The following is a 23,979-nucleotide window of genomic DNA, read 5'->3' as shown; positions in this document are numbered from 1 at the left end:
CCGCTACGACACCCGTGTATTCCGGCCGCAGGATTCACCGTCTGTGTACGGGGGTTGACGATCACTGTCCGAATCCATCTGATTCCAGGGTGAGTTGGACAGCGATCGAACACCTGTCGAACCGTCATGAACCATCCTGCACGCGCGTTCCCCACCAGGGGGCCTTCGACCCTGTGTGATCTCCGCCACCAAATCCGGCCGGGCTCGGCTACCGTGGACGGATGACGCTCATCGCGGGTCGATACCGGCTGCTCGACGTGCTCGGCGAGGGCGGGATGGGCACCGTCTGGAGGGCGCGGGACGAGGTCCTGGGACGGGAGGTCGCGGTCAAGGAGGTCCGGGCGCCGGCCGGGCTGCCCACCGAGGACCGGGAGCGGCTGTACGCCCGCCTGGAGCGCGAGGCCCGGTCCGCCGCGCGGATCGCGAACCGCAATGTCGTCACCGTCTACGACGTGGCCCTGGACGACGGACGCCCGTGGATCGTGATGGAGCTGGTCCGCGGGCTCACCCTGGCCGAGACGCTGGAGGCGGAGGGCCGGCTGCCACCGCAGCGGGCCGCTCACATCGGCGTCGACGTGCTCGCCGCGCTGCGGGCCGCGCACGCGGCGGGGGTGCTGCACCGGGACGTCAAGCCGGCCAACGTCCTGCTGGCCAACGACGGCCGGGCCGTGCTCACCGACTTCGGCATCGCGGCCGTGGCGGGGACCTCCCCGCTCACCATGACCGGCGAGCTCGTCGGCTCCCCCGAATACCTCGCGCCGGAGCGCGCGCTGGGGCACACCCCGGGGCCCGCGGCCGACCTCTGGTCGCTGGGCGTGCTGCTGTACGCCGCCGTCGAAGGCGTCTCGCCCTTCCGGCGGGAGACCGCGCTCGACACCCTGCGGACGGTCGTGGACGAGGAGCCCGCGCCGCCCGTGCACGCCGGCCCCCTGGCCCCGGTGATCGAGGCGCTGTTGCGCAAGGACCCGGAGCAGCGCCTTTCGGCGGACGCGGCCGAGGAGCAGCTGCGGCTGATCGGCGCGGGCGGCCGTCCGCGCACCGGGACGCTGCCGGCGACGACGCCGTTCGCACCGCTGCCGGCGGACGGTGCCGGCGCGGAGGACAGAGGGCCGGGCGGGCCGGTGGGTCCCGGCCCGACGGCCCGGGTGCCGGCACCCGGGGAGGCCGAGCCCCGCAGGCGGCGCCGTGGCGCGCTGCTCGCCGGGATCGCGGCCCTGCTTGTGGTGGCGGGCGGGCTGACGTACGCGGCGCTGCGGGACACCGGTTCCGACGAGCCGCCCCCGGTGCCGCCGGTCACGACGGGCGCGTCCACGACGGCGCCCACCACTCCCCCGCCGACGACGGCGCCCACGAGCGCCTCGCCGACGGCGACGACGACTCCGCCGGTCTCGGTCCTCCTCTTCGTCCGAGCGGTGCGGGACGGCTATCGGGGATCGTGTCCGCCCCCGGAGGGCGAGGCCCCGGCGTTCACGGCGACGGTCACGGTGGACCGGACGCCGGCCACCGTGTCGTACCGCTGGGCGACGGAGAGCGGCGAGGGCGGGGACGCCGGGTGGCAGACGCTGGACTTCCCCGGGGGCGGTGCGACGGAGCAGCAGCTGACCCGCACGCAGACGGGGTACACGGCGGGTGCGGCGGTGCGCGACCGGATCCGCCTGGAGGTGCGCGCGCCGGTCGCGCGGCGGTCCAACTGGGTCGCCTTCACGGTGAACTGCGAGGAGACGGCCTCGCCGTCGGCGCCGCCGACCACCGCGACGCCTTCGAGCGGGACCGCCTCCCCGGGCTGATCCGCTACGCCGCCCCGTTGAAGGTCGGCAGGTAGCCGCCGGACTGTCCGGAGGCGGTGGGGTGGTACGACTCGCCGATGTTGAGCCAGTTGACGCTGTGCAGCCACGCCGAGCTGGAGCAGATCTCGTGCCCGGTGAAGGAGGGGACCACGCTCGCGAAGGTGAAGCCGTGGTCGGCGGCGCGCTTGGCGGTCGCCGCGTTGAGGTAGTCGGAGGCGCCGTTGATGGCGCTGCGCTCGTTCTCGCTCAGGCCGGCGATGCAGCTTCCGGCGAGCTGGTAGAAGCGGGGGTAGCCGAGGACGACCACACGGGCGTTGGGAGCCTTGTTCCTGATGGCCGTGTAGACCGCGTCGAGCTTGCCGGGCAGGGTCGTGTCGACGTAGCTCTTGGCTTGATTCACGCGGTTGATACAGGTCGACTCGGACTGCAGGACGCAGGTCGTCATGACGTCCGCGAAACCGGCGTCGTTGCCGCCGATCGTGAGAGACACCAGGTCGGTGGCGGTGGACAGGGGGCCGAGCTGATTGGCCGTGACATCACCCGTTCGGGCGCCCGAGCAAGCGGTGAACGCGAAGGACGAGGGGGCGTGGGCGTTCTTCCAGAGGACGGGATACGCCTTGGTGGAGCGCTTGCAGTCGCCGCTCGCGCTGTCGTAGCTGCCGGAGCCGACACCCGAGGAGTACGAGTCTCCGAGGGCGACGTAGTCGAGTGCGGCGGTGTCGGCGGCCTGAGCGGCTCCCGCCCCGGCGAGGGCGAGGACGGCGCCGAGGAGGAGCGAGGACGAAAACGCCGTGAATCGGGACAGTCTCATGGAACCTCCCTGTAGCAGGATCTCTGCGTTACCAGGTAGTAGCAGCGGATCCGGCGCGCCGGAAGTGTTCATGTCAAAAGTGGGGGTGAACAAGTGCCGACACCCCCTCAGAAACCATCGATTTCAAGCCAGGGGACGAACCGTCAAAAGTCGATGCGCCGAGGGGCCCCGGTGGCCGATCATGGCGCCATGTCTGCCACCCACGGCGCACCGCGAGACCCGGCCCCGCCCGAACGAGCCGTCCCCCTCCGCCTCCACCTCACCGGCGACGACGCCCCCTCCGACGTCGTCGACGCCCTCTTCCTCGGCCGCTTCGCGACCGGGGAGCAACCCCACGTGCACAGCACCACCGTGGACCGCGTGAAGCCCGCCGCCACCCTGCTGCCCGCGGGCGCGAAGCTGTTGCGCGCCACCAAGGGCGACGACCGCAGCTCCCTGCTCGCCGAGGGCGAGGGCTGGACCGTGCTCGTCTCACGCTGGAGCCGGGGAGCCGACGTGACCGTCACGGCGACGGACGCGGAGCTCGCCGAGCGGATCCTCAAGGAAGCGGTGGACGGCGCGAAGGACGAGCCCGAACCACAGCCGGAGAACGTCACCATGGGCTTCTGGTACGTGTCGCCCCGGCGCGGCCCGCACCGCACGACCCGGCAGATCGGCGCCGGCACCTGGGAGGAGATCCGGCCCAACTACACGGCGCCCGTCGCCGAGGCCATGGACCGGCTGATGGCCGTCACCCCCGAGGACATCACCGGCCGGCTGCTGCTGCTCCACGGCCCGCCCGGCACCGGCAAGACCTCGGCCCTGCGCACCCTCGCCCGGTCCTGGCGCGACTGGTGCCAGGTCGACTGCGTCCTCGACCCCGAGCGCCTCTTCGGTGACGTCGGCTATCTCATGGACATCGCGATCGGCGAGGACGAGGGCGGCGCGAAGGGCCGCTGGCGCCTGCTGCTCCTGGAGGACTGCGACGAGCTGATCCGCGGCGAGGCCAAGAACGCGGCGGGCCAGGCGCTCTCCCGGCTGCTCAACCTGACGGACGGTCTACTCGGGCAGGGCCGCAACGTCCTCGTCGCCGTCACCACCAACGAGGACCTGGAGCGGCTCCACCCGGCCGTCGTCCGCCCCGGCCGCTGCCTGGCCCGGATCGAGGTCGACCGGCTCACCCGGCCCGAGGCGGTCGCCTGGCTCGGACGCGAGGAGGGGGTGGGCCGCGACGGGGCGACGCTGGCGGAGCTGTTCGCGCTGCGCCGCGGCACCACGACGGTGGGCATCCCCGAGCCCCGCACCACGGATGCGGGGCTGTACCTGTAGGGAGGCGCGGCCAAGGCGCGCGGCGGGGACGGACGCCGCGCGCCCGGCACGACGCGGGAGACACGGCCTACACCTCGTACGCCGCCCTCAGGGCGTCCTGGACCGCCGCCTCGGCCGCCTCCCGTGACAGGCCCAGCCGGTGGGCCTCCGTGGCGTACCCGGCGGCGGCGGTGGCGGCGAGGCGGGAGGCCGCGTCGGAAGCGGCGGCGACGAAGGTGCCGTTGCGGCCCCGGGTCTCGATCACGCCGTCCGACTCCAGGGCCTTGTACGCCTTGGCGACCGTGTTCGCCGCGAGCCCGAGGTCCTCCGCGAGGCCTCGTACGGTCGGGAGCTTGTAGCCGACGGGCAGCTCGCCCGAGCGGGCGCTCTCCGAGATCTGGGCGCGCAGCTGTTCGTAAGGAGCGGTGGTGGAAAGGGCATCCACGCTGATTCGAAGCGTCACCCGCCCGATTGTGCACCCGGCCCGCGGGAAAAGGGGAGGCGCCCGGGCGCGCCCGCCGCATAGCGTGGTGCACCATGACTGTGATCGTCCGCGAGGTACGGCCCGGGGCCGGCGAGGACGCCGAGGCCTTCGCCCGGATCCGGCGCGCCGCCCTGCCCTACATGATCTCCACCGGCCCGCAGGTCACCTACGACCTGACACACGCCCACCCCGACGCCCGGAACCGGCCGCTGCTCGCCGAGGTCGACGGGGAGGCCGTGGGCACCGCGGAGGTGTCGCTCGCCCACGAGGCCCCGGAGCCGGGAACGGGCTGCGTCAACATCTTCGTCCACCCCGGGCACGTGGGGCACGGCGCCGGCACGCTGCTGCTGCGCGCGGCCGAGGAGCACCTCGCGGAGGCCGGGGCGACCACCCTGTACAGCTGGGTCCTGGACGGTCCGTCCCACCTCGCCTTCGCCGCGAAGCACGGCTACCGGCCGAGCCGCTCGGCCTACTTCCAGCGGCTCGACCTGGGCACCGCCGCACTGCCGCCGCTCCAGGCACCGCCCGCCGGCGTCGAGCTGCGCACGGCGGCCGACTTCGCCGCCGACCCGCGCCCGCTGTTCGAGCTGGACGCGCTCACCACGGCCGACGAGCCGGGCGACGTGGCCGCCGAGATGACCGACTACGCGCACTGGCTGGCGTCCACCTGGGAGCATCCGCTGCTCGACCGTGAGCTGACCACGGTCGCGGTGGCCGACGGGCGGCCCGTCGCGTTCAGCGCGGCCCGCACGGACGGCCTCGGCCGCTACGGCTCCGCCATGACCGGCACCCACCCGGAGTACCGCGGCCGGGGGCTCGCCAAGCTCGCGAAGAACGACTCGCTGCACCGGGCCCGCGCGGCCGGCTGCACGGAGGCGTTCACCGGCAACGACGCGGAGAACGGCCCGATGCTGGCCGTCAACACCTGGTTCGGCTACGAGATCTGCGCAAAGGAGACCCGGCATGTCCGCACGCTCGGCCGAGGCCGCTGAGAAGATGGAGATCGTGCTCGTCAAGGCGGGCCGGACGAAGATCCGTTACCCGGCGGAGCCGCTCGCCGACGACGGGGCGCGGCTGACCGTCCGCGCCCCCTGGGCCGCCGAGGGCGTACGGGACTTCGGCTTCGTGCGCTTCGAGCCGGGCGACGTCTTCACCGAGCACTACTGGCGCGACCGCTGGTACGCGGTGAAGGAGGTGCGCTCCGGCGACGGCACGCTCAAGGGCTGGTACTGCGACGTGACCCGGCCCGCCGTGGTCGACGGCGGCACCGTGGTGGTCGAGGACCTCGACCTGGACCTGTGGGTGTCGGCGGACGGCACCGAGGTCCTGCGGCTCGACGAGGACGAGTTCGCCGCGAGCGGACTGGCCGCCTCCGACCCGGAGGCGGCCGCGGCAGCCGTGGCGGCCCTCGACGAGCTGGAGGCACTCGGCCGGGACGGGCTGGCCGCCCTGCTCGGTGGGGGCGGGACCGGCGGACCGGGGCCGAACGGGGAGCGCTGAGACCCACGTGCCGGGCGCCATGAGCCCGGCCGGGACCGGAGGACCCGCCCCGGGGCCCGTCCGCTGCGGTCCGGCCGGCGGGTCCCGGCTCCGTCGCGGGCCCGGCCCGGACGGACACGGCCCCGGTCGTGGCGTCCGGACCGGACCGGGCGCCGCGGGCCGGGCCCGGCCTAGGAGCCGAGCGTGACCTCCTGGCTCTGCCGTGCCAGGAAGCCGGGCAGCGGCAGGCCCATCGGACCGGTGGCGGTGAGCTGCATGAGGGTGGCTTCCACGCGCGCCGCGCCCGCCCGGTAGCCGGGCTCCTTCACGACGGCGCTGTTGGTCCACTCGTGCACCAGGCCGTCGCAGACGGCCCGGGTGCCGCCGATCCCCGCGGAGCGGTCCTCCTGGATCAGCGTGGAGCCGACGAAGACCGGGCCCTCGCTGTCGTCGACGCATCGGTAGTAGCCGGAGAGGGTGACCGAGCCGTCGTCGGCGAGCTTCCCGACCGGGTGGACGGACAGCCCGTCGGCGGGCCCGGCGTGGGCGGTCGAGACCGTGGCGGCGGTGACGGCCAGCAGGGCTCCTGCGGCAAGGGCGAGACGAGCGCGCATGGGTGGGGGTCCCTTCGGGGGTGGGGGGATGACGCTGCCCGCCAGGGATACCGGATCCGGCTTCCGCGCCCCCGAAACTCACTCGATCGGGGGCGAGTTGAGAATGTTCTTACGGTAGTGAATACGGTCGTACGGTCCGTCCGCGCGGCGCTCGGTGACCTCGTAGCCGTAGCGCTCGTACAGCTTCTGGTTCTCCCACATCATCGCGTTCGTGAGCAGCCGCACCTCGGGCAGGCCGAGCTCCCGCGCCCGCTCCTCGACCCAGGCCATCAGGGTGCGGCCGAGGCCGGTGCCCTGGGCGTCGGGGTGGACGGCGATGGTGTCCAGGTAGAGGTGCCCGGCCTCGGGGACCACGACCACGAGGCCGGCCACGGGCTCGCCCGCGACGAACACCCGCCCCGCCGCCACGTTCGCCGCGTGGTCCTCCCGCATGGGGGCCGGCACGACGCCGATCCGCTCGATGTAGTGGTGAAAGGCGGCGTCGATCACGGCCTTCACGGCGGGCACGTCGGCGGCGACCGCGGGGCGGGGACTCGTCATGGGGTCACCGTACGTCGGCGGTCGACGGGGTGGGCGCCGACGGCGGCGAGGGACGGGGCCCCGGCGCGGGGGTGGCCCGGAGGCCGGTCCGTGCCGTGGGGGGCGGTGCTGTCTGTGGCCCCGCTTAGAGGCCCCTTAACGCGACCATAAGGATCGTCTCCTCCCGTCCCGGGGGCCGTTCTTCGCGGATTCCGCGGGCTAGCTTGCTGGACAACCCCCCACACCCACCCTCGTGAAGGAGTTGTCCCCCCATGACCTCACGCCGTACGGCCGCGGCCCTCACCACCACCGCCGCGCTCGCGTTCACCGGCCTCGCCGCCGCGCCCGTGTTCGCACACGGGTCGATGACGGATCCGGTGAGCCGGGTCGCGACCTGCTACGCGGAGGGGCCGGAGAGCCCGAAGTCGGCGGCGTGCAAGGCTGCGGTGGCCGCGAGCGGCACGCAGGCCTTCTACGACTGGAACGGGGTGAACATCGCGAACGCGGCCGGCAGGCACCGCGAGCTGATCCCGGACGGCAAGCTGTGCAGCGCCGGCAACGACAAGTACCGGGGCCTCGACCTGGCCCGCGCGGACTGGCCGGCCAGCCGGATGAACTCCGGTGCGCACACCTTCCGTTACAAGGGGACCGCACCGCACAAGGGCAGCTTCGCCCTGTACGTCACGAAGGACGGCTACGACCCGTCGAAGCCGCTGAAGTGGTCGGACCTGGAGGAGAAGCCGTTCGTCACGGTGACGGACCCGGGGATGCAGAACGGCGACTACGTGTTCTCGGGCACCGTCCCGAAGAAGTCGGGGCGCCACCTGATCTACTCGGTCTGGCAGCGCTCCGACTCCCCCGAGGCCTTCTACACCTGCTCGGACGTGGTCTTCGGAGCGGACACCGCGCCGTCGTCGGCGCCCACGGCGGTCGTTCCCACCGCTGCTCCCACGGCGGCACACGGCGGCCACGGCGGACACACGGCCCCGAGCGGCACCCCGGCTCCGGCGGGCTCCGCGGCCCCCGGCACGGAGTCCCCGGCCACCGCGGCGCCGGGGACGGCCGCTGCGGGGACCGCGGCCCCGGCGCCCGCCCCCGACGGCGGGTCCGGTGAGGAGCTCGCCGAGACCGGTGGCGACGCCGCCACGCCGTACCTGGCGATGGGCGGCGCCGCCGTGCTCGCGGTCGGGGCGGCCGTGCTCTTCGCCGCGACCCGGCGCCGGTCGGCCGGGTCCCGGCGCTAGAGCCGGCTAGCCGACCACGGAGAGACAGGTGGTCGGGGTGGCGTGGGCCGGGTCGAGGGCGTTGTTGACCTCGTGGAAGACGATCCGGTCCACCGTCCCGATCGCCACGTGCTCGGACAGGTCGAGCGCGCACCGGTCCTGGAGCAGCACGTTGCTGACGTTCGGGCCGGACAGCCAGCCGGACTGGTACGGCGTGACCACCTCGTCGTACTGAGTGGCGATCACCGTGTACCGCACGCCGGGCACGGTGTCGCCGCCCGCGTTCAGCTTGGTGAGGACGGCGGAGCCGACGATCTGGTCGGCGAGCGCGGGGGTCGAGGTCTTCAGCAGGTCCTCGGCGCCCGGGAAGTACGGCAGAAGCCTGGTGAGGCCGCTGAGGGTGGTGCCGTGGTTGTCGGGGGCGATGCCGACGAGCGCGTTCACCTTGTCGGCGCCGCCGAGGAACTTCAGGTAGTAGCGGGGCATCATGCCGCCCTGCGAGTGCCCGACGAGGTCCGCCTTCCGGGCGCCGGTGGCGGCGAGGACCCGGTCGACGTAGGCGGCGAGCTGTGCGGCGGACCTGTCGACGGGGCCGAGTCCGTTGAAGAGCGGCACACCGGGCAGCTGGCCGTAGTCGAGCGAGAAGACGCAGTAGCCCCGGTTGACGAGGTACGGCGCGAGTCCCAGCCAGTTGTCGACGGAGTTGCCGAACGTGCCGTGGACGAGGACGACGGGGCGGGGGTGCTCGGCGGACGGCTTGCAGGTGAAGTCGTTCCAGCCGCGTCCGGCGGCGGACTCGACCTGTGCGGTGTCGGCCTGGGCGGCGGTGGGGGCGAGGCTTGCGGCGGCGGTCAGCAGCAGGACGGACAGCGCTCTGACGGCGTGCTTCCAGGGCAGCATCGGGCGATCTCCTTGCGGCTCAAGGGGAATGAGGGAGTGCGTGACGCCCTGCGGTCCGGACCACAAGTGGGGATGCGCTTCCAGCCAAGCTACGCACGAGTAGGTTCGGGGGGAAGTTACGCGTCGGTAAAAAGTGTCGTGTCGCCGCCCCGCCTGCCAACTCACTGAGATAAAGGCCCCGTTGCTCCGAACGTCAGGCTGCGAGCGAGCCCGGCAGCACCGCCCTCGGGCCGTACTTCGCGCGGGCGCGGTCCGCCACCGCCTCGATCCGGCGCGCCTTGTCGTCCGCCGGGTCGAGGGTCAGCTGGTGCGCGGCGCCCTCGGCGGGAGCCAGCCCCTCGGCGCGCAGGGCGATGCCCCGGACACGGGCGCGCTGCAGGCCGAACGAGGCGAGGATCGCGTACGCGAGCGCGGTGAGGTCGGCCGAGTGGGCGGTGGGTTCGCGCAGGGTGCGGGTCCGGCTCGACGTGCTGCGGTCCGCGTAGCGGACGGTGACCGTCAGGGAGCGGCACACCTGGCCCCCGGTCCGCATCCGGCCGCCCAGTTCCCCGGCGAGCGCCAGCAGGGCCCTGCGGTGCTCGCCGGGGTTCAGCTCGTCGTGCGGGAAGGGGTGTTCGGCCGCCAGGGAACGGGAGAGCTCCCCGGGGACGACCGGGGTGCGGTCGATGCCGCGGGCCCGCTCCCACAGCTCGCGGCCGGCCTTGGCGCCGACGAGCCGCTGGAGGACGGCGAGGGGAGCGGCGGCGACCCGTCCGACGGAGTCGAGGCCGTAGCCGCAGAGGGTACGGGCGGTGGCGCGGCCGACCCCGTCGAGGGCGCCGACCGGCCGGTCCCGCAGGAAGGCCTCCGGGTCCTCGACGACCAGGGTGCGGCCGGGCCGGGCCTCCCGGGCCGCCATGCGGGCCAGCATGGGGTTGGGTCCGGCGCCGATCACGCAGTCGACCCCGTACAGGGCGAGCGCCCTGACCCGGATCACCGAGGCCAGTTCGGCCGGGCTCCAGCCGAAGTAGCGCAGCGCGCCGCGGACGTCGGCGAGCGCCTCGCCGGGCGGGGTCGCCTCGACGACGGGGGTGAACTCGCCCAGGAGGTCGAGCAGCCGGGGGAGCATCACCTCCCCGGCGGACTCCAGTCGGAACCGTACGCAAAGGATCATCCCGCGCTCCCCGGGCTGCTGTGCCACAGTTTCCGCGCCGGCGTGGCGGCGCCTTCCCCGGCCGGCCGGAGGTCGGCCCAGGGGTTCATCGTGTAGCCGGTGGACATCGTGATCCGGCGGCCGGTGTCGCCCGCTCCGCGCGACCCGGCGGCGGGCGCGGCGGGCGGCCCGGACGCGGGCTCGGGCCCGGACGCGGGCTCGGGCCCGGACGCGGGCTCGGGGCCGGGCGCGGGCTCGGGAGCAGGCTCGGGCTCGGGCTCGGAGAGGCGCTCCCCCACCGCCTGCAGGCCGCCGGTGGCGCGCAGTTCGGCCAGCTCGGCGAGGTTCCAGGCGGCGGAGCCGACCACGCTGAGGCTGCGCGGGCCGCGCCGCTGCACCACGCCCCGGACGAGGAGCAGCCAGGAGTGGAAGACGGTGTGGGCGCAGCGCTCGTGGGAGTCGTCGAAGAAGGCGAGGTCGACCAGGCCGGTGCCGTCGTCGAGGGTGCTGAAGATGACCCGCTTGCCGGAGCGGATCGGCGGGGTCTGGGTGGCGGCCTTGGCACCGGCGACCAGGACGGTCTGGCCGTGCCGGGCCGAGCGCAGCCGCTGCGCGGAGACGACGCCGAGTTCGCGCAGGAAGGCCCGGTGGTCGCCCATGAGGTGACGGGAGGCGTCCATGCCGAGGATGCCGAGCTCGGCGCTGAGCCGTTCCGTGTCGTCGAGGTCGGGCAGGCCGACGGGGGCGGTCCTGCGGCCCTGGGCGAGCGGGAGCTGCCCGCCGTAGGAGGCGGTGCCGCGCTGGACGCGGTGGAGTTCGGTCAGGTGCAGGAGCAGGTCGCGGCGGTTGGCGCCGAAGGCGTCCAGCGCGCCGACCTGGGCGAGGCGTTCGGCGACGGGTTTGCGCGGGCGGGCCCGCTCCCAGAAGTCGAGCAGGGAGGCGTAGGGCTGTCCGGCCTCGATGCGGGCGCCCTCGGCCTCGCTGATGCCGTGGACGTCGGTGAGACCGAGCCGCAGGCCCCAGGTCCTCGTGCCGCCGTCGCCCACCGCTTCGACGCGGTGGGCGACCGCCGACCGGTTCACGTCCAGCGGCAGCACGGGGACCCCGCGCCGCCGGGCGTCCGCGAGCAGCAGCCGCTTCGGGTACATGCCGGGGTCGTGGGTGAGCAGTCCGGCGTAGAAGGCGGCGGGGTGGTGCGCCTTGAGCCAGGCCGACTGGTAGGTCGGCACGGCGAAGGCCACCGCGTGCGCCTTGCAGAAGCCGTACGAGCCGAAGGCCTCGACGATCTCCCAGGTGCGGGCGACGACCTCGTCGGCGTACCCCTGGCTCCGCGCCCGCTCGGCGAACCAGGTCCTGATCCTGCCCTGCGACTCGGGGTGGGAGAGCCCGCGGCGGACCTGGTCGGCCTCGTCGCGGCCGCAGCCGGTCAGGATGCGCACGATCTCGATGATCTGCTCGTGGAAGACGACGACGCCGTACGTCTCCTTCAGGGCTTCCTCCAGGTCGGGGTGCGGGTAGCGGACCGGGGCCCGGCCGTGCCGGGCCTCGATGAACGGACGGACCATGTCGGCGGCGACCGGACCGGGCCGGAAGAGGGAGATGTCGACGACGAGGTCGTGGAAGTTCTCGGGCTGGAGCCGGCCCACCAGGTCGCGCTGGCCGGGCGACTCGATCTGGAAGCAGCCCAGGGTCTCGGTGGAGCGGATCAGCCGGTAGGTGTCGGGGTCGCCGGGCGGGACCGCGTCGACGTCCGGGCGGGTGCCGGTGGCCCGCTCGACCTCGGCGACGGCGTGCGCCATCGCGGACTGCATCCGGACCCCGAGGACGTCGAGCTTGAGCAGGCCGAGGTCCTCCACGTCCTCCTTGTCGAACTGCGACATGGGCAGCCCTTCGCCGCTGGTGGGCACGACGGGGGTGCGGCCGAGCAGCGAGGCGTCCGAGAGGAGGACGCCGCAGGGGTGCATGGCGATGCCTCGGGGCAGTGCGTCGAGCGCCTCGACCAGCTCCCAGAAGCGGGTGTCCCCCGCCAGGTCGGCCTTCAGTTCGCGCAGTTCGGGCAGTTCGTCGAGGGCGGCGCGGGCGTCCCGGGCGCGGATGTGCGGGAAGGCCTTGGCGATCCGGTCGGTCCGGGCCGGGTCCATGGACAGGGCGGCGCCGACGTCCCGGACCGCGTGGCGGACCCGGTAGGTCTCGGGCATGGCGACGGTGACGACCCGCTCGGCGCCGAAGCGGTCGAGGATCGCGCGGTAGACCTCGATGCGGCGGGCCGACTCGACGTCGATGTCGATGTCGGGCAGGGCGGTGCGGCGCTTGGACAGGAAGCGTTCCATCAGCAGGCCGTGCTCGACCGGGTCGGCGTGGGCGATGCCGAGGAGGTGGTTGACGAGGGATCCGGCGCCCGAGCCGCGTGCGGCCACCCGGATGCCCATGTCCCGTACGTCGTCGACGACCTGGGCGACCGTCAGGAAGTAGCTGGCGAAGCCGTGGTGGGCGATGATGTCGAGCTCGTGGTGCACCCGGTCCCAGTAGACGCGCCGGTCGGGGCGGCGGTCGTAGCCCTTGAGCACCATGCCGGCGGCGGCCCGGGAGGCGAGCACGCGCTGGGCGGTGCGGTGGGCGGCGCCGACGAGGTACGGCTCGGGGAAGTGCGCGGAGCCCATGCCGAGGTCGTCCTCCGGGTCGACCAGGCAGGCGGCGGCGACGGCCTCGGTCCGTTCCAGGAGCCGGTGCGCGGCGTCCCGGCGGAAGCCCGCGGCCTCCACGATCTGCTCGGCGCCGGCCAGCATGTCGTCGGCTCCCTTGAGCCAGGCCTCGCCGCTGTCGAGCCCGGCCCGCGGGTCGACGGGGACGAGCCGGCGGGCGGAGTCGAGCACGTCGGCGACCGGACCCTGACCGGGGTCGGCGTAGCGGACCTCGTTGCCGAGCACGGGCCGGACGCCCTGCTCGGCGGCGAAGCCGACGGTACGGGCGGCGAGCCGCAGCGAGCCGGGCCCGGTACCGGAGCGTCCGTGGTGCACGACCTCCAGGCAGAGGGCGTCGCCGTACCGCTCGCGCCAGGGCACGAGCAGCCGCGCGGCCCGGTCGGGCCGGCCGGCGGCGAGGGCGCGGCCGACGTCGGAGTCGGAGCCGAGCAGCACGAAGAGGCCGTCGCCCTGGTGGGCGGTCCAGGGCAGGACGGGCCGCCCCTCCCCCGCGTGGGCGTGGGCGGCGGTGACGAGCGCGCAGAGCGCGGCCCAGCCGGTCCGGGACCGGGCGAGGAAGACGGCCCGGGGCGCGGACTCGTCCACGAAGGCCCCGCCCCGTACGGGCATCCGTCGCGCGGAGGTCTGCCCGCCGCGGCCGGGTGCCGGGCGCCCGTCCGGTCCGGGGCCGTGCGGGAGGGTGCCGTTCGGGGGGCCGGCCGGCACCGGGGCCAGGAACGGCTCGTAGCCGAGGTCCACGCCGAAGAGCGGGCGGACCCCCTCCTTCTCGCAGGCCTTGGCGAAGCGGACCACGCCCGCGACGGTGTCGCGGTCGGTCAGGGCGAGGGCGTCCATACCGCGCTCGGCGGCCCGCTCGGCCAGCCGGGCGGGGTGGGAGGCGCCGTAGCGCAGGGAGAAGCCCGACGCGGTGTGCAGATGCGTGAACCCCGGCATGCGCCACACCTCCCACGTCGAATTCGTACATACGTTCCCACCCCCTCGAACCAGCGTAGCTCATTTTCGAACGTCCGTACGATAAGCGTGTGGCATCAGCCATTCGGCCCCGGCCCACCTGCGCAAACGCCGCCCGCCTCGGAGCGTGGGGGCATGAGTCTCGTCGACGAACTGAAGAGAGCCGTCACCCCCCGAGCAGCCCTGCTGGTCGTCGGCGTCTTCGCCCTCCAGCTCCTGTTCATCGCCTCGTACGTCGGGGCCCTGCACGATCCGAAGCCCACCGACGTGCCCTTCGGCGTGGTCGGCCCCCAGCAGGCGTCCACCGTCCTCGTGAACCGGCTGGAGCAGCTGCCCGGCGATCCGCTCGACCCGCGCACGGTCGCGACCGCCGACGAGGCGCGGGACCAGATCCTCGACCGGGAGATCGACGGCGCCCTGATCGTCGACCCGCGGGGCCGCACCGACACCCTGCTCGTCGCCTCCGGCGGCGGCACCGTGCTCTCCTCCACGCTGGAGAAGATGTTCGTCCGGCTGGAGGCGGCCAACCAGCGCACCGTGCGGACCGTCGACGTGGCTCCCGCCTCGCCGCAGGACTTCGACGGACTCTCCGCCTTCTACCTGGTCGTCGGCTGGTGCGTCGGCGGCTACATCTGCGCGGCGATCCTGGCGATCAGCGCAGGTTCCCGGCCGGCCAACCGGGAGCGGGCGGTCATCCGGCTCGGCGTGCTGGCGCTCTACGCGGCCCTCGGCGGCCTCGGCGGCGCGATCATCGTCGGTCCGATCCTCGGCGCCCTGCCCGGCAGCGTCGCCGCGCTGTGGGGCCTGGGCACCCTGGTGGTCTTCGCGGTCGGTGCCGCCACCCTCGCCCTGCAGTCGGTGTTCGGGATCGTCGGCATCGGCCTCGCGATCCTGCTCATCGTGGTCGCGGGCAACCCCAGCGCGGGCGGCGCCTTCCCGCTGCCGATGCTGCCGCCGTTCTGGAAGGCGATCGGCCCGTACCTGCCACCGGGCGCGGGCACCTGGGCGGCGCGCTCGATCGCGTACTTCAAGGGCAACGACATGACCGTCTCGATGGTGGTCCTGTCGGTCTGGGCGGTCGTCGGCGCGGCCGTCACCCTGGTGATGTCCTCGCTGAAGCGGGACCCGGAGAGGGAGCCGATCGCCGGCGAGGCGGGCGGGGCCCGCGCCTAGGTCCTGTCGTCGGCGGCGCGGGACCCCGAGACCCCGGCCGGCCCGGCCGGGTGTCCCCGCCGCGGGGCGGCCCGAACAGGGCCGAGCCCCGACGGTCGCACCGCCGGGGCTCCGGACGCACTCCGGTCGCCGTGTCTCCCGGGCCGCTCGCGGCCCTGTCGGCGCCGTCCCTGCTCGCGAAGGCCCCGGCCCACCGCCGCCGCGTCGACGGGACGGCGGGGGCGAGCCGGGGCCGGGAGGTCTAGAAGACGCTGACCCCGTACGCGCTGAGCGCCTCGGTCACCGGCTGGAAGAAGGTGGTTCCGCCGGAGGAGCAGTTGCCGCTGCCGCCCGAGGTGAGGCCGATGGCGCGGCTGCCGGAGTAGAGCGGCCCGCCGGAGTCGCCGGGCTCGGCGCAGACGTTGGTCTGGATCATGCCGTAGACGATGTCGCCGCCGCCGTAGTTCACCGTGGCGTTGAGGCCGGTGACCGTACCGCTGTGGATGCCGGTGGTGGAGCCGCGGCGGGTGACGGACATGCCGACCGTGGCGTTGGCGGCGCTGGTGATGTCGACGCTGCCGACGGTGCCGGACTTGGTCACCGAGCTGTTGGTGTAGCGCACGATGCCGTAGTCATTGGTCGGGAAGCTCGACCCGGCGGTGGTCCCGAGCACGGTGCTGTGAGAGGAGTTGGACCACCAGGTGCCCGCGCCGTCGGTGCAGTGGCCGGCGGTGAGGAAGTAGTAGTTCCCCGCGCTGTCCTTGACGTTGAAGCCGAGGGAGCAGCGCCAGCTGCTCGCGTAGATGGCGTCGCCGCCGGAGATCAGCTTGTTGAACTTCCCGGGGGTGCGCTCGATGCGCAGGGCGCCCGCGTTGGCGCCGGCCTGGCGCTTGATCTTGGCGAGGTCCGCCTGCGAGACGGTGGAGTCGGCGGTGACGACCACGGTCCTGGTGGCGGGGTCGACGCGCCAGGCGGTGCCCGCCACGTCGGCCGCGAGGACGGCGTCGCCCGCGGCGGTGAGCTGGGTGGCACTGAAGGTGCCCGCCTGCGCGGCCGAGTCGGCGTTCGCGGTGGGGACGGCGAGCGCCGCGGCGGCGACGAGGCCGGTCGCGATGGCGAGCATCCGGATGTTTCTCGTGGGGGTGGTGCGCTTGATCCTCACTTCTGTTCCTCCATGGGGGAATCGGGGTCCCACAGTGGGGTGTCGGACCCGTGAGGCGCGGCCAGGGGCCGGCGCTGTTGGGGGAGTCTCGGGCCGTACGGCTTCGCGCCGCAAGGGCGGCTTTCGGCCGTGCAGCCTTCAACCAACCAGCGGGGTAAGGGAGTTGCCCGGCACAGAGCTCGGCCTCAGTAGAGGCTGACCTTGTACTTGGCGAGCGCCTCCGGCACCGGCTGGAAGAACGTGGTGCCTCCGGTCGAGCAGTTGCCGCTGCCTCCGGAGGTGATGCCGAGCGCCTTGGTGCCGTCGTAGAGGGCACCGCCCGAGTCGCCGGGCTCGGCACAGACGTCGGTCTGGATGAGGCCTCGCACGGTGCCGCCGCCGGAGTAGTGGACCGTGGCGTCGAGGCCGGTCACGGTGCCGCCGCGGGTGCCCGTGGTGGAGCCGGTGCGCTTCACGGACTCGCCCACGTAGGCGTCGGCCGCGGTGAACCCGCCGGTGTGGGCCAGCGCGGCGTTGTCGTAGCGGACCAGCGCGTAGTCGTTGCCCGGGAAGCTGGATCCGACCGTGGGGCCGATCAGCGTGGACTGGGCCGAGTTGGCGTACCAGGTGCTGACGACGTTGCCGCAGTGGCCGGCGGTGAGGAAGTAGTACGTGCTGCCGCTGCGGACGTTGAAGCCGAGCGAGCAGCGGTAGCCGTTGCCGTAGATGGCGTCGCCCGCGCCGAGCAGGGGCCTGAAGACGCCGGGGGCGCGCTGAACGCGCAGCGCTCCGGCATCGGCGCCGGCGGCGCTTCTCAGTTTGGCGAGCCCGGCCTCGGAGACGGTGGAGTCGGCGGTGACGACGACGCGGCCGGCGGCCTCGTCGACGTACCAGGCGGTGCCGCCGACGTCCGCCTTCAGGACGGCGGCGTCGGCGCGGGCGAGCGTGGCGGCGCTCGCGGGGCCGGGCGTGGGGGCGGCGTGGGCGCCGGGCAGGCCGAGGGCGGTGACGGCGGTGACGGCGGAGGCGACGGCGAGCAGTCGGATGCGCGTGGTCCTCACTGTTCTCCTTCGGGTACGGCGGAGAGACCCGTGGGTGGCGGGTTCATGAGGCACTGTCAAGTGACGTGTCCCTGACATGCACCGCCAGCGATACTGGCCCGTCGTAGCGGAACGCACAAGACCGCCCACGTTCCTCGTCTACGCGCGCGGACGGCGCGGCCCCCCGTAGGCCCGCGCCGTCCGCACCGGCGGGCTCAGCCCTCCACGACCCGCCGCTCCCCCGCCGCGACCGCCGTGTCCAGCGTGTTCCCCGGCGGCGGGAAGGGGCAGATGAAATGCGCCACGAACGCGCACGGCGGCAGCAGCGCCCGGTTGAGGTCCACGGTCACGGAGCCGTCCGCGGCCGGCGCCGGCGGCCGCAGGAACCGGAAGCGATAGCTGTCCCGCCCGCTGGTGGCGTCCGCGAAGACCGCCCACAGCGAGCCGTCGTCCTCCACCGCCACCTGCAGGCTGTGCTCGGCGCCGTGCAGGTCGAAGACCAGCTCACCGGCGAGACCGAGCCCGCGCTCCCGGCCGTCCGCGTTCCGCACCCGCACGTGCCGGTCCTCGGCGTACGGGCGGAACACCCCCGGCCGCACCCACGCCTCGTCGTACGGGGTGGCCTCGATGCCCCGGAAGGCGCGGCGCGCCGCCGACTCGGGGTCGAAGTCCCGCACCGCCCACTCCCCCTCACGGCGCAGCAGGACCAGCCGGCGGCCGGCTGACTCGACCCGGGACCCGTGGACCGGGCCGTGGTCGGCGGTCAGCCGCACGCTGCCGATCAGCGGCTTGCCGTCGACGGTGATCGCGTCCTCGGCACCCGCGGTCAGGACGACCTCGTCACCCTCGGCCCGCCACTCCCCCGGAACGTCCGGAATTCGCCCCTCCGGCACGTCCGAGAGCCAGTACGTGCCCGTCAGCGAGAGCGGTCCGTACGGCGAGGCGACCGCCTCCGTCCGCTGCTCGTGCCAGTGCTGCCACTCCTGCCGGGGATCGTCGCCGTGCGCGCCCGGTCCTGCGTGCGTACTCATGGTGTGTCACCTTTCCACAGGTCAGTTCTTGGTGCGGGGCAGGCCGGGCGGGTTGATCTCGGAGCGCGTGACGGCCTCCGTGCTGAGTCCCCAGCGCTTGAGGACCTGCGCGTACGTGCCGTTCTCGATGACGTGGTCCAGGGCGGCGGCGTACGCCTCGACGAGTCCGCTGCCCTTCTTCGTGGTGGCGGCGATCTTGCCCTGGAGCCCGGCGCCGGCGCCGGAGAGCCTGCCCACGATCTCGGTCCGGCCGGCCGAGGCGACGTGGTAGGCGGAGGTCGGGTTCGGGCCGAGGTAGGCGTCGATGCGGCCGGACTGGAGCGCCAGGTAGTAGTCGGTCTGGTTCTGGAAGTACGTGATGTCGACGGGCTTGCGGCCCGCCTTCTCGTTCTGCCGGCTCCAGTCGACCAGGATCTTCTCCTGGTTGGTGCCGGAACTGACCGCGATGGTCCGGCCCGCGACGTCGGCCGGGCCCGCGACCTTCCAGCCGGCGCCCTTCTTCGCCTCGAAGGCCAGGTCGTCCAGGCGGTAGGTGGCGAAGTCGTACTTGTCCTTGCGCTCCTCCGTGACGGTCACGTTGGAGAAGACCCCGTCGAACTTGCCGCTGTCGAGGCCGACGAAGAGGTTCTCCCAGGAGACCGGGGAGAACTCGGGCTTCACGCCGAGGGTGTCGGCCACGAGCGTGGCGAGGTCGAGTTCGGCGCCGATCAGGGTTCTGTCGTCGGTGGCGTAGAAGGCGAGCGGCGGGGCGCTGCCGGTGGAGACGCCGAGGGTGAGCGTGCCGCGCTTGCGCACGGCCTCGGGAAGCTTGGCGGCGAGGGCGTCGACCTTGGCGGTGTGGACGCGCTGCTGGTCCGGACCGAGGTTGATGCCGGCGCCCGCGCCCTTCTGTCCCTTGGGCGAGACGATGTCGTCGGCGGCGTCGCTCGCGCCGCAGGCGGTGAGCAGGCCGAGGGCGGAGAGCGCGGCGAGGGCGACGGCGAGCGGGCGGTGGCGGAGGGACATGACGGAACTCCTTCGTTTGCGGACGGTGGAGGGACCCGGTGACGACCGGGGCCTCACGGGCGGCCAGGGGGCACCGGAGGGAGCCCGGAGGACGGGTGGGCGACCGGGAGGGATCGGGAAGGCGACCGAGAGGGATCGGGTAGGCGACCGGGAGCGCCCGGGAGGCCGGAAGACGCCCCGGAACCGCCCCTCGGCGGTCAGAGGACCTTGGAGAGGAAGGCGCGGGTGCGTTCGTGGCGGGGGCTGTCCAGGACCTCGGCGGGCGGTCCCTGCTCGACGATCCGTCCCTCGTCCATGAAGACGACCGTGTCGGCGACCTCGCGGGCGAAGCCGATCTCGTGGGTGACGACGATCATGGTGGTGCCGCCGGCGGCCAGGTCCTTGATGACGTCGAGCACCTCGCCGACCAGCTCCGGGTCGAGCGCGGACGTCGGCTCGTCGAAGAGCAGCAGGGCCGGTTCGAGGGCGAGCGCGCGGGCGATGGCGACCCGCTGCTGCTGCCCTCCGGACAACTGCCTGGGGTAGGCGCGGGCCTTCTCGGCCAGGCCGACCCGGTCGAGCAGCTTCAGGGCGGCCGCCTCGGCCTCCCCGCGAGGGCGCTTCAGGGCCGAGACCGGGGCCTCGACGATGTTCTCCAGGACCGTGAGGTGCGGGAAGAGGTGGAAGTTCTGGAAGACGAAACCGATCCGGGTGCGCTGCCGGAGGACCTCGCGCTCGCGCAGCTCGTAGAGCTTGTCGCCGGAGCGGCGGTAGCCGACGAGGGTGCCGTCGACGCTCACGGTGCCGCTGTCGACCTTCTCCAGGTGGTTGATGGTCCGCAGCAGGGTGGACTTTCCGGAGCCGGACGGGCCGAGGACGACGGTGACCTCGCCGGGCCGGACGTCGAGATCGATGCCGCGCAGCACCGGGAGGTCCCCGAAGCTCTTGTGGACGGCCCGGACTTCGACCATGGAGCTCATCGGGTGCTCCCCTTCGCGTAGTGGCGTTCGACGTAGTGCTGGACGACGGAGAGCGCGGTGGTCAGCAGGACGTACCAGGCGGTGGCGACCATCAGGAGCGGGACGACCCGTCCGTTGCGGCCGTAGACGACCTGGACCTGGTAGAAGAGCTCGCCGATCGCCATGACGGAGACGATCGAGGTGCCCTTGAAGAGCGAGATGATCTCGTTGGCGGCGTTGGGCAGGATCGAGCGCATGGCCTGCGGCAGCACGATCCGCCGCAGCTGCCGCAGGCGCGGGATGCCGAGCGCGGCCGCCGCCTCCAGCTGACCGCCGTCCACGGCCAGGACGCCGCCACGGACGATCTCGGCGGCGTAGGCCGCCTGGTGGAGGGCCAGACCGAGGACGGCCGCGCTCATCGCGCCGACCAGGCCCATGGTGTCGAAGGACCAGACACTCGGCCCGAAGGGGATGCCGAGGCTCAACTCCTCGTACAGATAGGCGAGGTTGAACCAGAACAGCAGCTGGACGATGAGCGGGATCGAGCGGAAGGCCCAGATGTAGCCGAAGGCGACCGCCTTGAGGAACGGGCTCGCGGACAGGCGCATGAAGGCGAGGACGATGCCCAGGGCGAAGCCGAGGGCGGTGCCGTAGAAGGTGAGCTGGAGGGTCACCCAGACGGCTTCGAGGATCGCGTCGGAGGCGAAGAAGCGGGCGAAGACGTCCCACTCCCAGCCGGGGTTGGTGACGAGACCGTGCAGGAACTGGGCGAGCACGACGGCGGTGACGGCGACGGCGACCCAGCGCCAGGGGTGCCGCACGGGCACGGTCTTCAGCGCCGGCGGGTCGCCGGCCGGGACCTGCGCCGGGGCGAGGTCGACGGGTGGATCACTGGTCAGGGACATGGGACACCTCGGAGAGGGAGTTCGGCACGAGGACGGACGGGCGGGCGAACCGGCGGACGGGGAACGGGGAAGGGCGAACGGGCCGGCCGGGGGACGGCGGGGAACAGGGAACGGACCGGCCGGCGGCCGGACGGACCGGCTCAGGCGACCGCCGACGCGGAGGTCTCAACGGGCGCGGACGTCGCAGTCGGCGCGGACGTCGCAGTCGGCCCGGCCGCGGGGGCGGTGTCCGCCGGACAGGACAGGTCGCGCAGCAGCGCGAGCGCGGTGCGCGCGGTGCGGTCGTTCTGGCGGAAGGCGACGCCGCCGGTACGGGGCCGGGTGAAGGCCCCGCCGGCCCGGGAGGTGGTGTGCGGGCCGAGTGCGAAGCGCCGCGGGTGCGGGCGTCCGTCCCTCCCGAGGACCCGGCCGTCGCCGGGGTCGACGGCGAGCAGCCCGGCGTCGGTGGCGCGGGCGCCGTCCGCGTACAGGGCACGGAGCAGCGGGTCGGCGCTGTGCGTCACGGTGGGGTCGGGCAGCCGGGCCTCGACGAGGGCGCGGGCCTCGGTCCACTCCCCCGGCAGGCTCGCCGAGGAGGCCCGGAAGACGCCCCGTGCCTCGTCGGTCTCCACGGTCAGGCCGGCGCCGAGGAAGCGGACGATCCCCGCGTCGGAGAGGGCGAGCAGCCGGCGCAGCCGGGAGCCGGGCGGGCCGGAGGCGAGGTAGCTGAAGAATCCGTGCCACCAGTTGCCGGGGTCGCCGATCTCTCCGAGCCGGGTCAACTGTCCGTAGACGGAGAGCAGCGCGTCGAAGACCGCCTGGTCGGGACTGTGGGCGGGGTTGTGACGGCGCCTCAGGTCGTCGGCGACGTAGCGGCGCAGGCCGTCCTGGAGGGCCTCGGCGGAGGCGTACCGGACCCCGGCGAGGGGGTGGTCGAGCGCGTCCGGGTCGAAGTGGTCGGCCGGGTCCGGTACGGCCAGGGCGACCAGGGCGTCCAGCTCCGGACCGAGGGGCTCGGCGGCCGCGTACCGCTCCTCGAAGACCTCCCGGGCGACGGCGGTGCGCTCCGGGTGGGCGGCGAAGAGGCGGTGGTAGTGGGCCCAGCCGAGTTCCTTGGCGACCGACGGCCACACATCGCGCCGGAAGTCGAGCGGCCGGTCGGCGGCGAGCAGCGCGTCGACCTCGGCGGGCCCGAAGAAGCGCGGCAGCGGCGGGCGTTCCCCGTCGGGCTCGTAGCCGATCTTGGAGTGGTACGGGACTCCGCGCCGCGATCCGACGTGCAGCACGGGCTCGCGGCCGGACGGCACGTACACCAGCCGGTCGGCGTCCTCGGGGTGCTGCTCGTAGCGCCCGCCCCGTCCCTCGGTGAGCAGCACCATCAGGTCGACGAAGGCGAGGCCGAAGCCGCGGACCAGGACGGGTTCGCCGGCCGGCAGGACGGACAGGTCGGAGTCGGCGGTGAACTCCGGCGGCAGGTACACCAGGCCGTGCCGGGCGGCGAACCCGGCCGGCTCGCGCAGCCGGGCGTCGGGCCGGGCGTCGAGGTGCCCGAGGGCGAGCACGACGAGGTCGGCGGCGAGCGGTACGGCGTGCCCGTCGAGCCAGACCCGCTGCCGCCCGTCGCGCGGGCCGGTGACGCGCAGCGCGGTGGTGGGGTGCTCGTGGACGGTGACGGTGGGCGGCAGCGCGGCCCGGGCCTGTGCGTGCGCCCAGCGCAGATAGGCGCCCTGCTGGGGGCGGCTCGGGAAGGAGCGGCCGTCGATGCCGGCCCATTCGGCGAGGCTGGGACCGGGGCGTACGGGCCCGTCGATCCGCACCGTGTCGTCGGTGAACATGGTGACGTCCTCGGCCCGGGAGTTCATCCAGAGCAGCGGGGAGCGGTCGGTGCGCCAGATGCGCCCCGGGCCGGCCGGGTGCGGGTCGACGAGGTGCACGTCGAGGGGCCGGTCCCCGTACAGCTCGGGCAGGTTGGCGGCGAGCCGTTCGAGGAAGCCGGTGCCACGGGGCCCGGCGCCGACGACGACGACCGCGGGGCGTCGGGCGCTCATCGCGCGCCGCCCGTGCCGCGCGCGTAGTGCCGCTCGACGTAGTGCTGTCCGACGCCGAGGACCGAGGTGACCAGGACGTACCAGACGGTGGCGACCAGGAGCAGCGGGATGACCTGGTAGGTGCGGTGGTAGACGAGCTGGACGGAGTAGAGCAGGTCCTGGACGGCGATGACGGAGACGATCGAGGTGCCCTTGAGGGTGCCGATGAGCATGTTGCCGGCGGGCGGCACGATGGAGCGCATGGCCTGGGGCAGCACGATCCGGGTGAACCGGCGCCGGCGGCCGAGGCCGAGGGACTGCGCGGCCTCGATCTGACCGCGGTCGACGGAGAGGATGCCGCCGCGGACGACCTCGGCGGCGTAGGCGCCCTCGTGGAGGGTGAGGCCGATGACGGCGACCGAGACGGGGCCGAGCAGGTTGACGGTGTGGATGCCGAGGATCGTCGGGTACAGGGCGCCGATGTTGAACCAGAACAGCAGCTGCACCAGGATCGGCGTGGACCGGAAGAACCACACGTAGCCCCAGCTGACCGCGCGCAGCACCGGGTTGGCGGAGAGCCGGAGCACGGCGAGCAGGGTGCCGATGGCGAAGCCGAGCACCATCACGACGGCGGTCAGCCACAGGGTGAGGCCGAGGCCGCGCAGGACGGCGGTGGAGGTGAAGTAGGCGCCGACCACGTCCCACTGGAAGGCCTGGTTGGTGACGACGGAGTACAGCCCGAGCCCGGCCAGGACGAGGACGGCGCCGGCGGCGGCCCACTGGCCGGTGCGGCGGGCGGGGACGATCGGGAGGGCCGCCTCGGGTGGTGCCGGGGCGGGGGCGGAGGCTTTGGCGAGGGTCGCGGACATGGC

Annotated in this window: 21 protein-coding genes; 6 read left to right on the top strand and 15 right to left on the bottom strand. The window is 73.7% G+C overall.

Annotated elements, in window-relative coordinates; all coding sequences use genetic code 11:
• Positions 1 to 221: 221 nt before the first annotated feature.
• On the top strand, positions 222 to 1,787 hold the full coding sequence (locus ACGF1Z_RS32410) for a serine/threonine-protein kinase (RefSeq protein ID WP_393009631.1): 1,566 nt from the start codon (positions 222 to 224) through the stop codon (positions 1,785 to 1,787).
• A gap of 4 nt (positions 1,788 to 1,791) precedes the next feature.
• Here the strand turns inward: ACGF1Z_RS32410 and ACGF1Z_RS32405 are convergent, their stop codons facing one another.
• A complete protein-coding gene (locus ACGF1Z_RS32405) occupies positions 1,792 to 2,598 on the bottom strand; it encodes an SGNH/GDSL hydrolase family protein (protein WP_393009629.1) in 807 nt (268 codons plus the stop codon).
• A gap of 189 nt (positions 2,599 to 2,787) precedes the next feature.
• Here ACGF1Z_RS32405 and ACGF1Z_RS32400 point away from each other — a divergent pair, with 189 nt between their 5' ends.
• Entirely contained in the window at positions 2,788 to 3,906 is a 1,119-nt protein-coding gene (locus ACGF1Z_RS32400; protein WP_393009627.1) for a DUF5925 domain-containing protein, read from the top strand.
• A 67-nt stretch (positions 3,907 to 3,973) separates the two neighbouring features.
• Here the strand turns inward: ACGF1Z_RS32400 and ACGF1Z_RS32395 are convergent, their stop codons facing one another.
• Entirely contained in the window at positions 3,974 to 4,348 is a 375-nt protein-coding gene (locus ACGF1Z_RS32395) for a GntR family transcriptional regulator (RefSeq protein ID WP_393009625.1), read from the bottom strand.
• A 74-nt stretch (positions 4,349 to 4,422) separates the two neighbouring features.
• On the opposite strand from ACGF1Z_RS32395, the gene ACGF1Z_RS32390 reads away from it, so the two are divergent.
• Entirely contained in the window at positions 4,423 to 5,361 is a 939-nt protein-coding gene (locus tag ACGF1Z_RS32390) for a GNAT family N-acetyltransferase (RefSeq protein ID WP_393009623.1), read from the top strand.
• Positions 5,333 to 5,869: a DUF402 domain-containing protein gene (locus ACGF1Z_RS32385; RefSeq protein ID WP_393009622.1), complete on the top strand. Its 537-nt coding sequence runs from the start codon at positions 5,333 to 5,335 to the stop codon at positions 5,867 to 5,869. The genes ACGF1Z_RS32390 and ACGF1Z_RS32385 overlap by 29 nt, the downstream gene beginning before the upstream one ends.
• Positions 5,870 to 6,039: 170 nt before the next feature.
• On the opposite strand, the gene ACGF1Z_RS32380 is transcribed toward ACGF1Z_RS32385, so the two are convergent.
• Positions 6,040 to 6,462: a DUF6299 family protein gene (locus ACGF1Z_RS32380; protein WP_393009620.1), complete on the bottom strand. Its 423-nt coding sequence runs from the start codon at positions 6,460 to 6,462 to the stop codon at positions 6,040 to 6,042.
• 78 nt (positions 6,463 to 6,540) lie between these two features.
• A complete protein-coding gene (locus tag ACGF1Z_RS32375; RefSeq protein ID WP_393009618.1) occupies positions 6,541 to 7,002 on the bottom strand; it encodes a GNAT family N-acetyltransferase in 462 nt (153 codons plus the stop codon).
• A 251-nt stretch (positions 7,003 to 7,253) separates the two neighbouring features.
• On the opposite strand from ACGF1Z_RS32375, the gene ACGF1Z_RS32370 reads away from it, so the two are divergent.
• Positions 7,254 to 8,225 carry a lytic polysaccharide monooxygenase gene (locus tag ACGF1Z_RS32370; RefSeq protein ID WP_393009616.1) on the top strand — a complete coding sequence of 324 codons (972 nt, stop codon included), beginning with the start codon at positions 7,254 to 7,256 and terminating at the stop codon, positions 8,223 to 8,225.
• Between the two features lie 6 nt (positions 8,226 to 8,231).
• Here the strand turns inward: ACGF1Z_RS32370 and ACGF1Z_RS32365 are convergent, their stop codons facing one another.
• The 3 genes from ACGF1Z_RS32365 to ACGF1Z_RS32355 form a co-directional block, all read right to left on the bottom strand.
• Positions 8,232 to 9,104, bottom strand: a complete 873-nt coding sequence (locus ACGF1Z_RS32365; protein WP_393009614.1) for an esterase/lipase family protein — start codon at positions 9,102 to 9,104, stop codon at positions 8,232 to 8,234.
• Between the two features lie 193 nt (positions 9,105 to 9,297).
• Complete coding sequence (locus ACGF1Z_RS32360; RefSeq protein ID WP_393009612.1) at positions 9,298 to 10,257, bottom strand: hypothetical protein; 960 nt, start codon at positions 10,255 to 10,257, stop codon at positions 9,298 to 9,300.
• Positions 10,254 to 13,871 (bottom strand): DNA polymerase III subunit alpha, encoded by a 3,618-nt coding sequence (locus tag ACGF1Z_RS32355; RefSeq protein WP_393009610.1) that lies wholly within the window; start codon positions 13,869 to 13,871, stop codon positions 10,254 to 10,256. The genes ACGF1Z_RS32360 and ACGF1Z_RS32355 overlap by 4 nt, the downstream gene beginning before the upstream one ends.
• A gap of 153 nt (positions 13,872 to 14,024) precedes the next feature.
• On the opposite strand from ACGF1Z_RS32355, the gene ACGF1Z_RS32350 reads away from it, so the two are divergent.
• Positions 14,025 to 15,062 carry a DUF3533 domain-containing protein gene (locus ACGF1Z_RS32350; protein WP_393009609.1) on the top strand — a complete coding sequence of 346 codons (1,038 nt, stop codon included), beginning with the start codon at positions 14,025 to 14,027 and terminating at the stop codon, positions 15,060 to 15,062.
• 241 nt (positions 15,063 to 15,303) lie between these two features.
• Here ACGF1Z_RS32350 and ACGF1Z_RS32345 read toward each other — a convergent pair whose 3' ends face one another.
• The 8 genes from ACGF1Z_RS32345 to ACGF1Z_RS32310 form a co-directional block, all read right to left on the bottom strand.
• Positions 15,304 to 16,203 carry a S1 family peptidase gene (locus ACGF1Z_RS32345; protein WP_393009607.1) on the bottom strand — a complete coding sequence of 300 codons (900 nt, stop codon included), beginning with the start codon at positions 16,201 to 16,203 and terminating at the stop codon, positions 15,304 to 15,306.
• A gap of 185 nt (positions 16,204 to 16,388) precedes the next feature.
• Positions 16,389 to 17,243 carry a S1 family peptidase gene (locus ACGF1Z_RS32340; RefSeq protein WP_393009605.1) on the bottom strand — a complete coding sequence of 285 codons (855 nt, stop codon included), beginning with the start codon at positions 17,241 to 17,243 and terminating at the stop codon, positions 16,389 to 16,391.
• Positions 17,244 to 17,437: 194 nt separating this feature from the next.
• Positions 17,438 to 18,253 (bottom strand): DUF1684 domain-containing protein, encoded by an 816-nt coding sequence (locus ACGF1Z_RS32335; RefSeq protein ID WP_393009603.1) that lies wholly within the window; start codon positions 18,251 to 18,253, stop codon positions 17,438 to 17,440.
• A gap of 21 nt (positions 18,254 to 18,274) precedes the next feature.
• Positions 18,275 to 19,258 (bottom strand): ABC transporter substrate-binding protein, encoded by a 984-nt coding sequence (locus tag ACGF1Z_RS32330; protein ID WP_393009602.1) that lies wholly within the window; start codon positions 19,256 to 19,258, stop codon positions 18,275 to 18,277.
• A gap of 197 nt (positions 19,259 to 19,455) precedes the next feature.
• Complete coding sequence (locus ACGF1Z_RS32325; protein ID WP_393009775.1) at positions 19,456 to 20,208, bottom strand: amino acid ABC transporter ATP-binding protein; 753 nt, start codon at positions 20,206 to 20,208, stop codon at positions 19,456 to 19,458.
• 5 nt (positions 20,209 to 20,213) lie between these two features.
• Positions 20,214 to 21,101, bottom strand: coding sequence for an amino acid ABC transporter permease (locus ACGF1Z_RS32320; RefSeq protein WP_393009600.1), 888 nt, complete (start codon positions 21,099 to 21,101; stop codon positions 20,214 to 20,216).
• A gap of 140 nt (positions 21,102 to 21,241) precedes the next feature.
• A complete protein-coding gene (locus ACGF1Z_RS32315) occupies positions 21,242 to 23,128 on the bottom strand; it encodes an FAD/NAD(P)-binding protein (protein WP_393009598.1) in 1,887 nt (628 codons plus the stop codon).
• Entirely contained in the window at positions 23,125 to 23,976 is an 852-nt protein-coding gene (locus ACGF1Z_RS32310) for an amino acid ABC transporter permease (protein ID WP_393009597.1), read from the bottom strand. Before ACGF1Z_RS32310 ends, ACGF1Z_RS32315 begins: the two co-directional genes overlap by 4 nt.
• Between the last annotated feature and the right edge of the window lie 3 nt (positions 23,977 to 23,979).

It is taken from the genome of Streptomyces sp. NPDC048018 (assembly GCF_043202995.1).
Classification (GTDB): Bacteria; Actinomycetota; Actinomycetes; order Streptomycetales; family Streptomycetaceae; genus Streptomyces.
This window is presented reverse-complemented; position numbering and strand designations above follow the sequence as displayed.

What these genes read in the sequence shown, in the direction of transcription:
- ACGF1Z_RS32410 (WP_393009631.1), top strand. Translation starts at nt 222, where the DNA reads ATGACGCTCATCGCGGGTCGATACCGGCTGCTCGACGTGCTCGGCGAG.
- ACGF1Z_RS32405 (WP_393009629.1), bottom strand. Translation starts at nt 2,598, where the DNA reads ATGAGACTGTCCCGATTCACGGCGTTTTCGTCCTCGCTCCTCCTCGGC.
- ACGF1Z_RS32400 (WP_393009627.1), top strand. Translation starts at nt 2,788, where the DNA reads ATGTCTGCCACCCACGGCGCACCGCGAGACCCGGCCCCGCCCGAACGA.
- ACGF1Z_RS32390 (WP_393009623.1), top strand. Translation starts at nt 4,423, where the DNA reads ATGACTGTGATCGTCCGCGAGGTACGGCCCGGGGCCGGCGAGGACGCC.
- ACGF1Z_RS32385 (WP_393009622.1), top strand. Translation starts at nt 5,333, where the DNA reads ATGTCCGCACGCTCGGCCGAGGCCGCTGAGAAGATGGAGATCGTGCTC.
- ACGF1Z_RS32380 (WP_393009620.1), bottom strand. Translation starts at nt 6,462, where the DNA reads ATGCGCGCTCGTCTCGCCCTTGCCGCAGGAGCCCTGCTGGCCGTCACC.
- ACGF1Z_RS32375 (WP_393009618.1), bottom strand. Translation starts at nt 7,002, where the DNA reads ATGACGAGTCCCCGCCCCGCGGTCGCCGCCGACGTGCCCGCCGTGAAG.
- ACGF1Z_RS32370 (WP_393009616.1), top strand. Translation starts at nt 7,254, where the DNA reads ATGACCTCACGCCGTACGGCCGCGGCCCTCACCACCACCGCCGCGCTC.
- ACGF1Z_RS32365 (WP_393009614.1), bottom strand. Translation starts at nt 9,104, where the DNA reads ATGCTGCCCTGGAAGCACGCCGTCAGAGCGCTGTCCGTCCTGCTGCTG.
- ACGF1Z_RS32360 (WP_393009612.1), bottom strand. Translation starts at nt 10,257, where the DNA reads ATGATCCTTTGCGTACGGTTCCGACTGGAGTCCGCCGGGGAGGTGATG.
- ACGF1Z_RS32355 (WP_393009610.1), bottom strand. Translation starts at nt 13,871, where the DNA reads ATGCCGGGGTTCACGCATCTGCACACCGCGTCGGGCTTCTCCCTGCGC.
- ACGF1Z_RS32350 (WP_393009609.1), top strand. Translation starts at nt 14,025, where the DNA reads ATGAGTCTCGTCGACGAACTGAAGAGAGCCGTCACCCCCCGAGCAGCC.
- ACGF1Z_RS32335 (WP_393009603.1), bottom strand. Translation starts at nt 18,253, where the DNA reads ATGAGTACGCACGCAGGACCGGGCGCGCACGGCGACGATCCCCGGCAG.
- ACGF1Z_RS32330 (WP_393009602.1), bottom strand. Translation starts at nt 19,258, where the DNA reads ATGTCCCTCCGCCACCGCCCGCTCGCCGTCGCCCTCGCCGCGCTCTCC.
- ACGF1Z_RS32325 (WP_393009775.1), bottom strand. Translation starts at nt 20,208, where the DNA reads ATGGTCGAAGTCCGGGCCGTCCACAAGAGCTTCGGGGACCTCCCGGTG.
- ACGF1Z_RS32320 (WP_393009600.1), bottom strand. Translation starts at nt 21,101, where the DNA reads ATGTCCCTGACCAGTGATCCACCCGTCGACCTCGCCCCGGCGCAGGTC.
- ACGF1Z_RS32315 (WP_393009598.1), bottom strand. Translation starts at nt 23,128, where the DNA reads ATGAGCGCCCGACGCCCCGCGGTCGTCGTCGTCGGCGCCGGGCCCCGT.
- ACGF1Z_RS32310 (WP_393009597.1), bottom strand. Translation starts at nt 23,976, where the DNA reads ATGTCCGCGACCCTCGCCAAAGCCTCCGCCCCCGCCCCGGCACCACCC.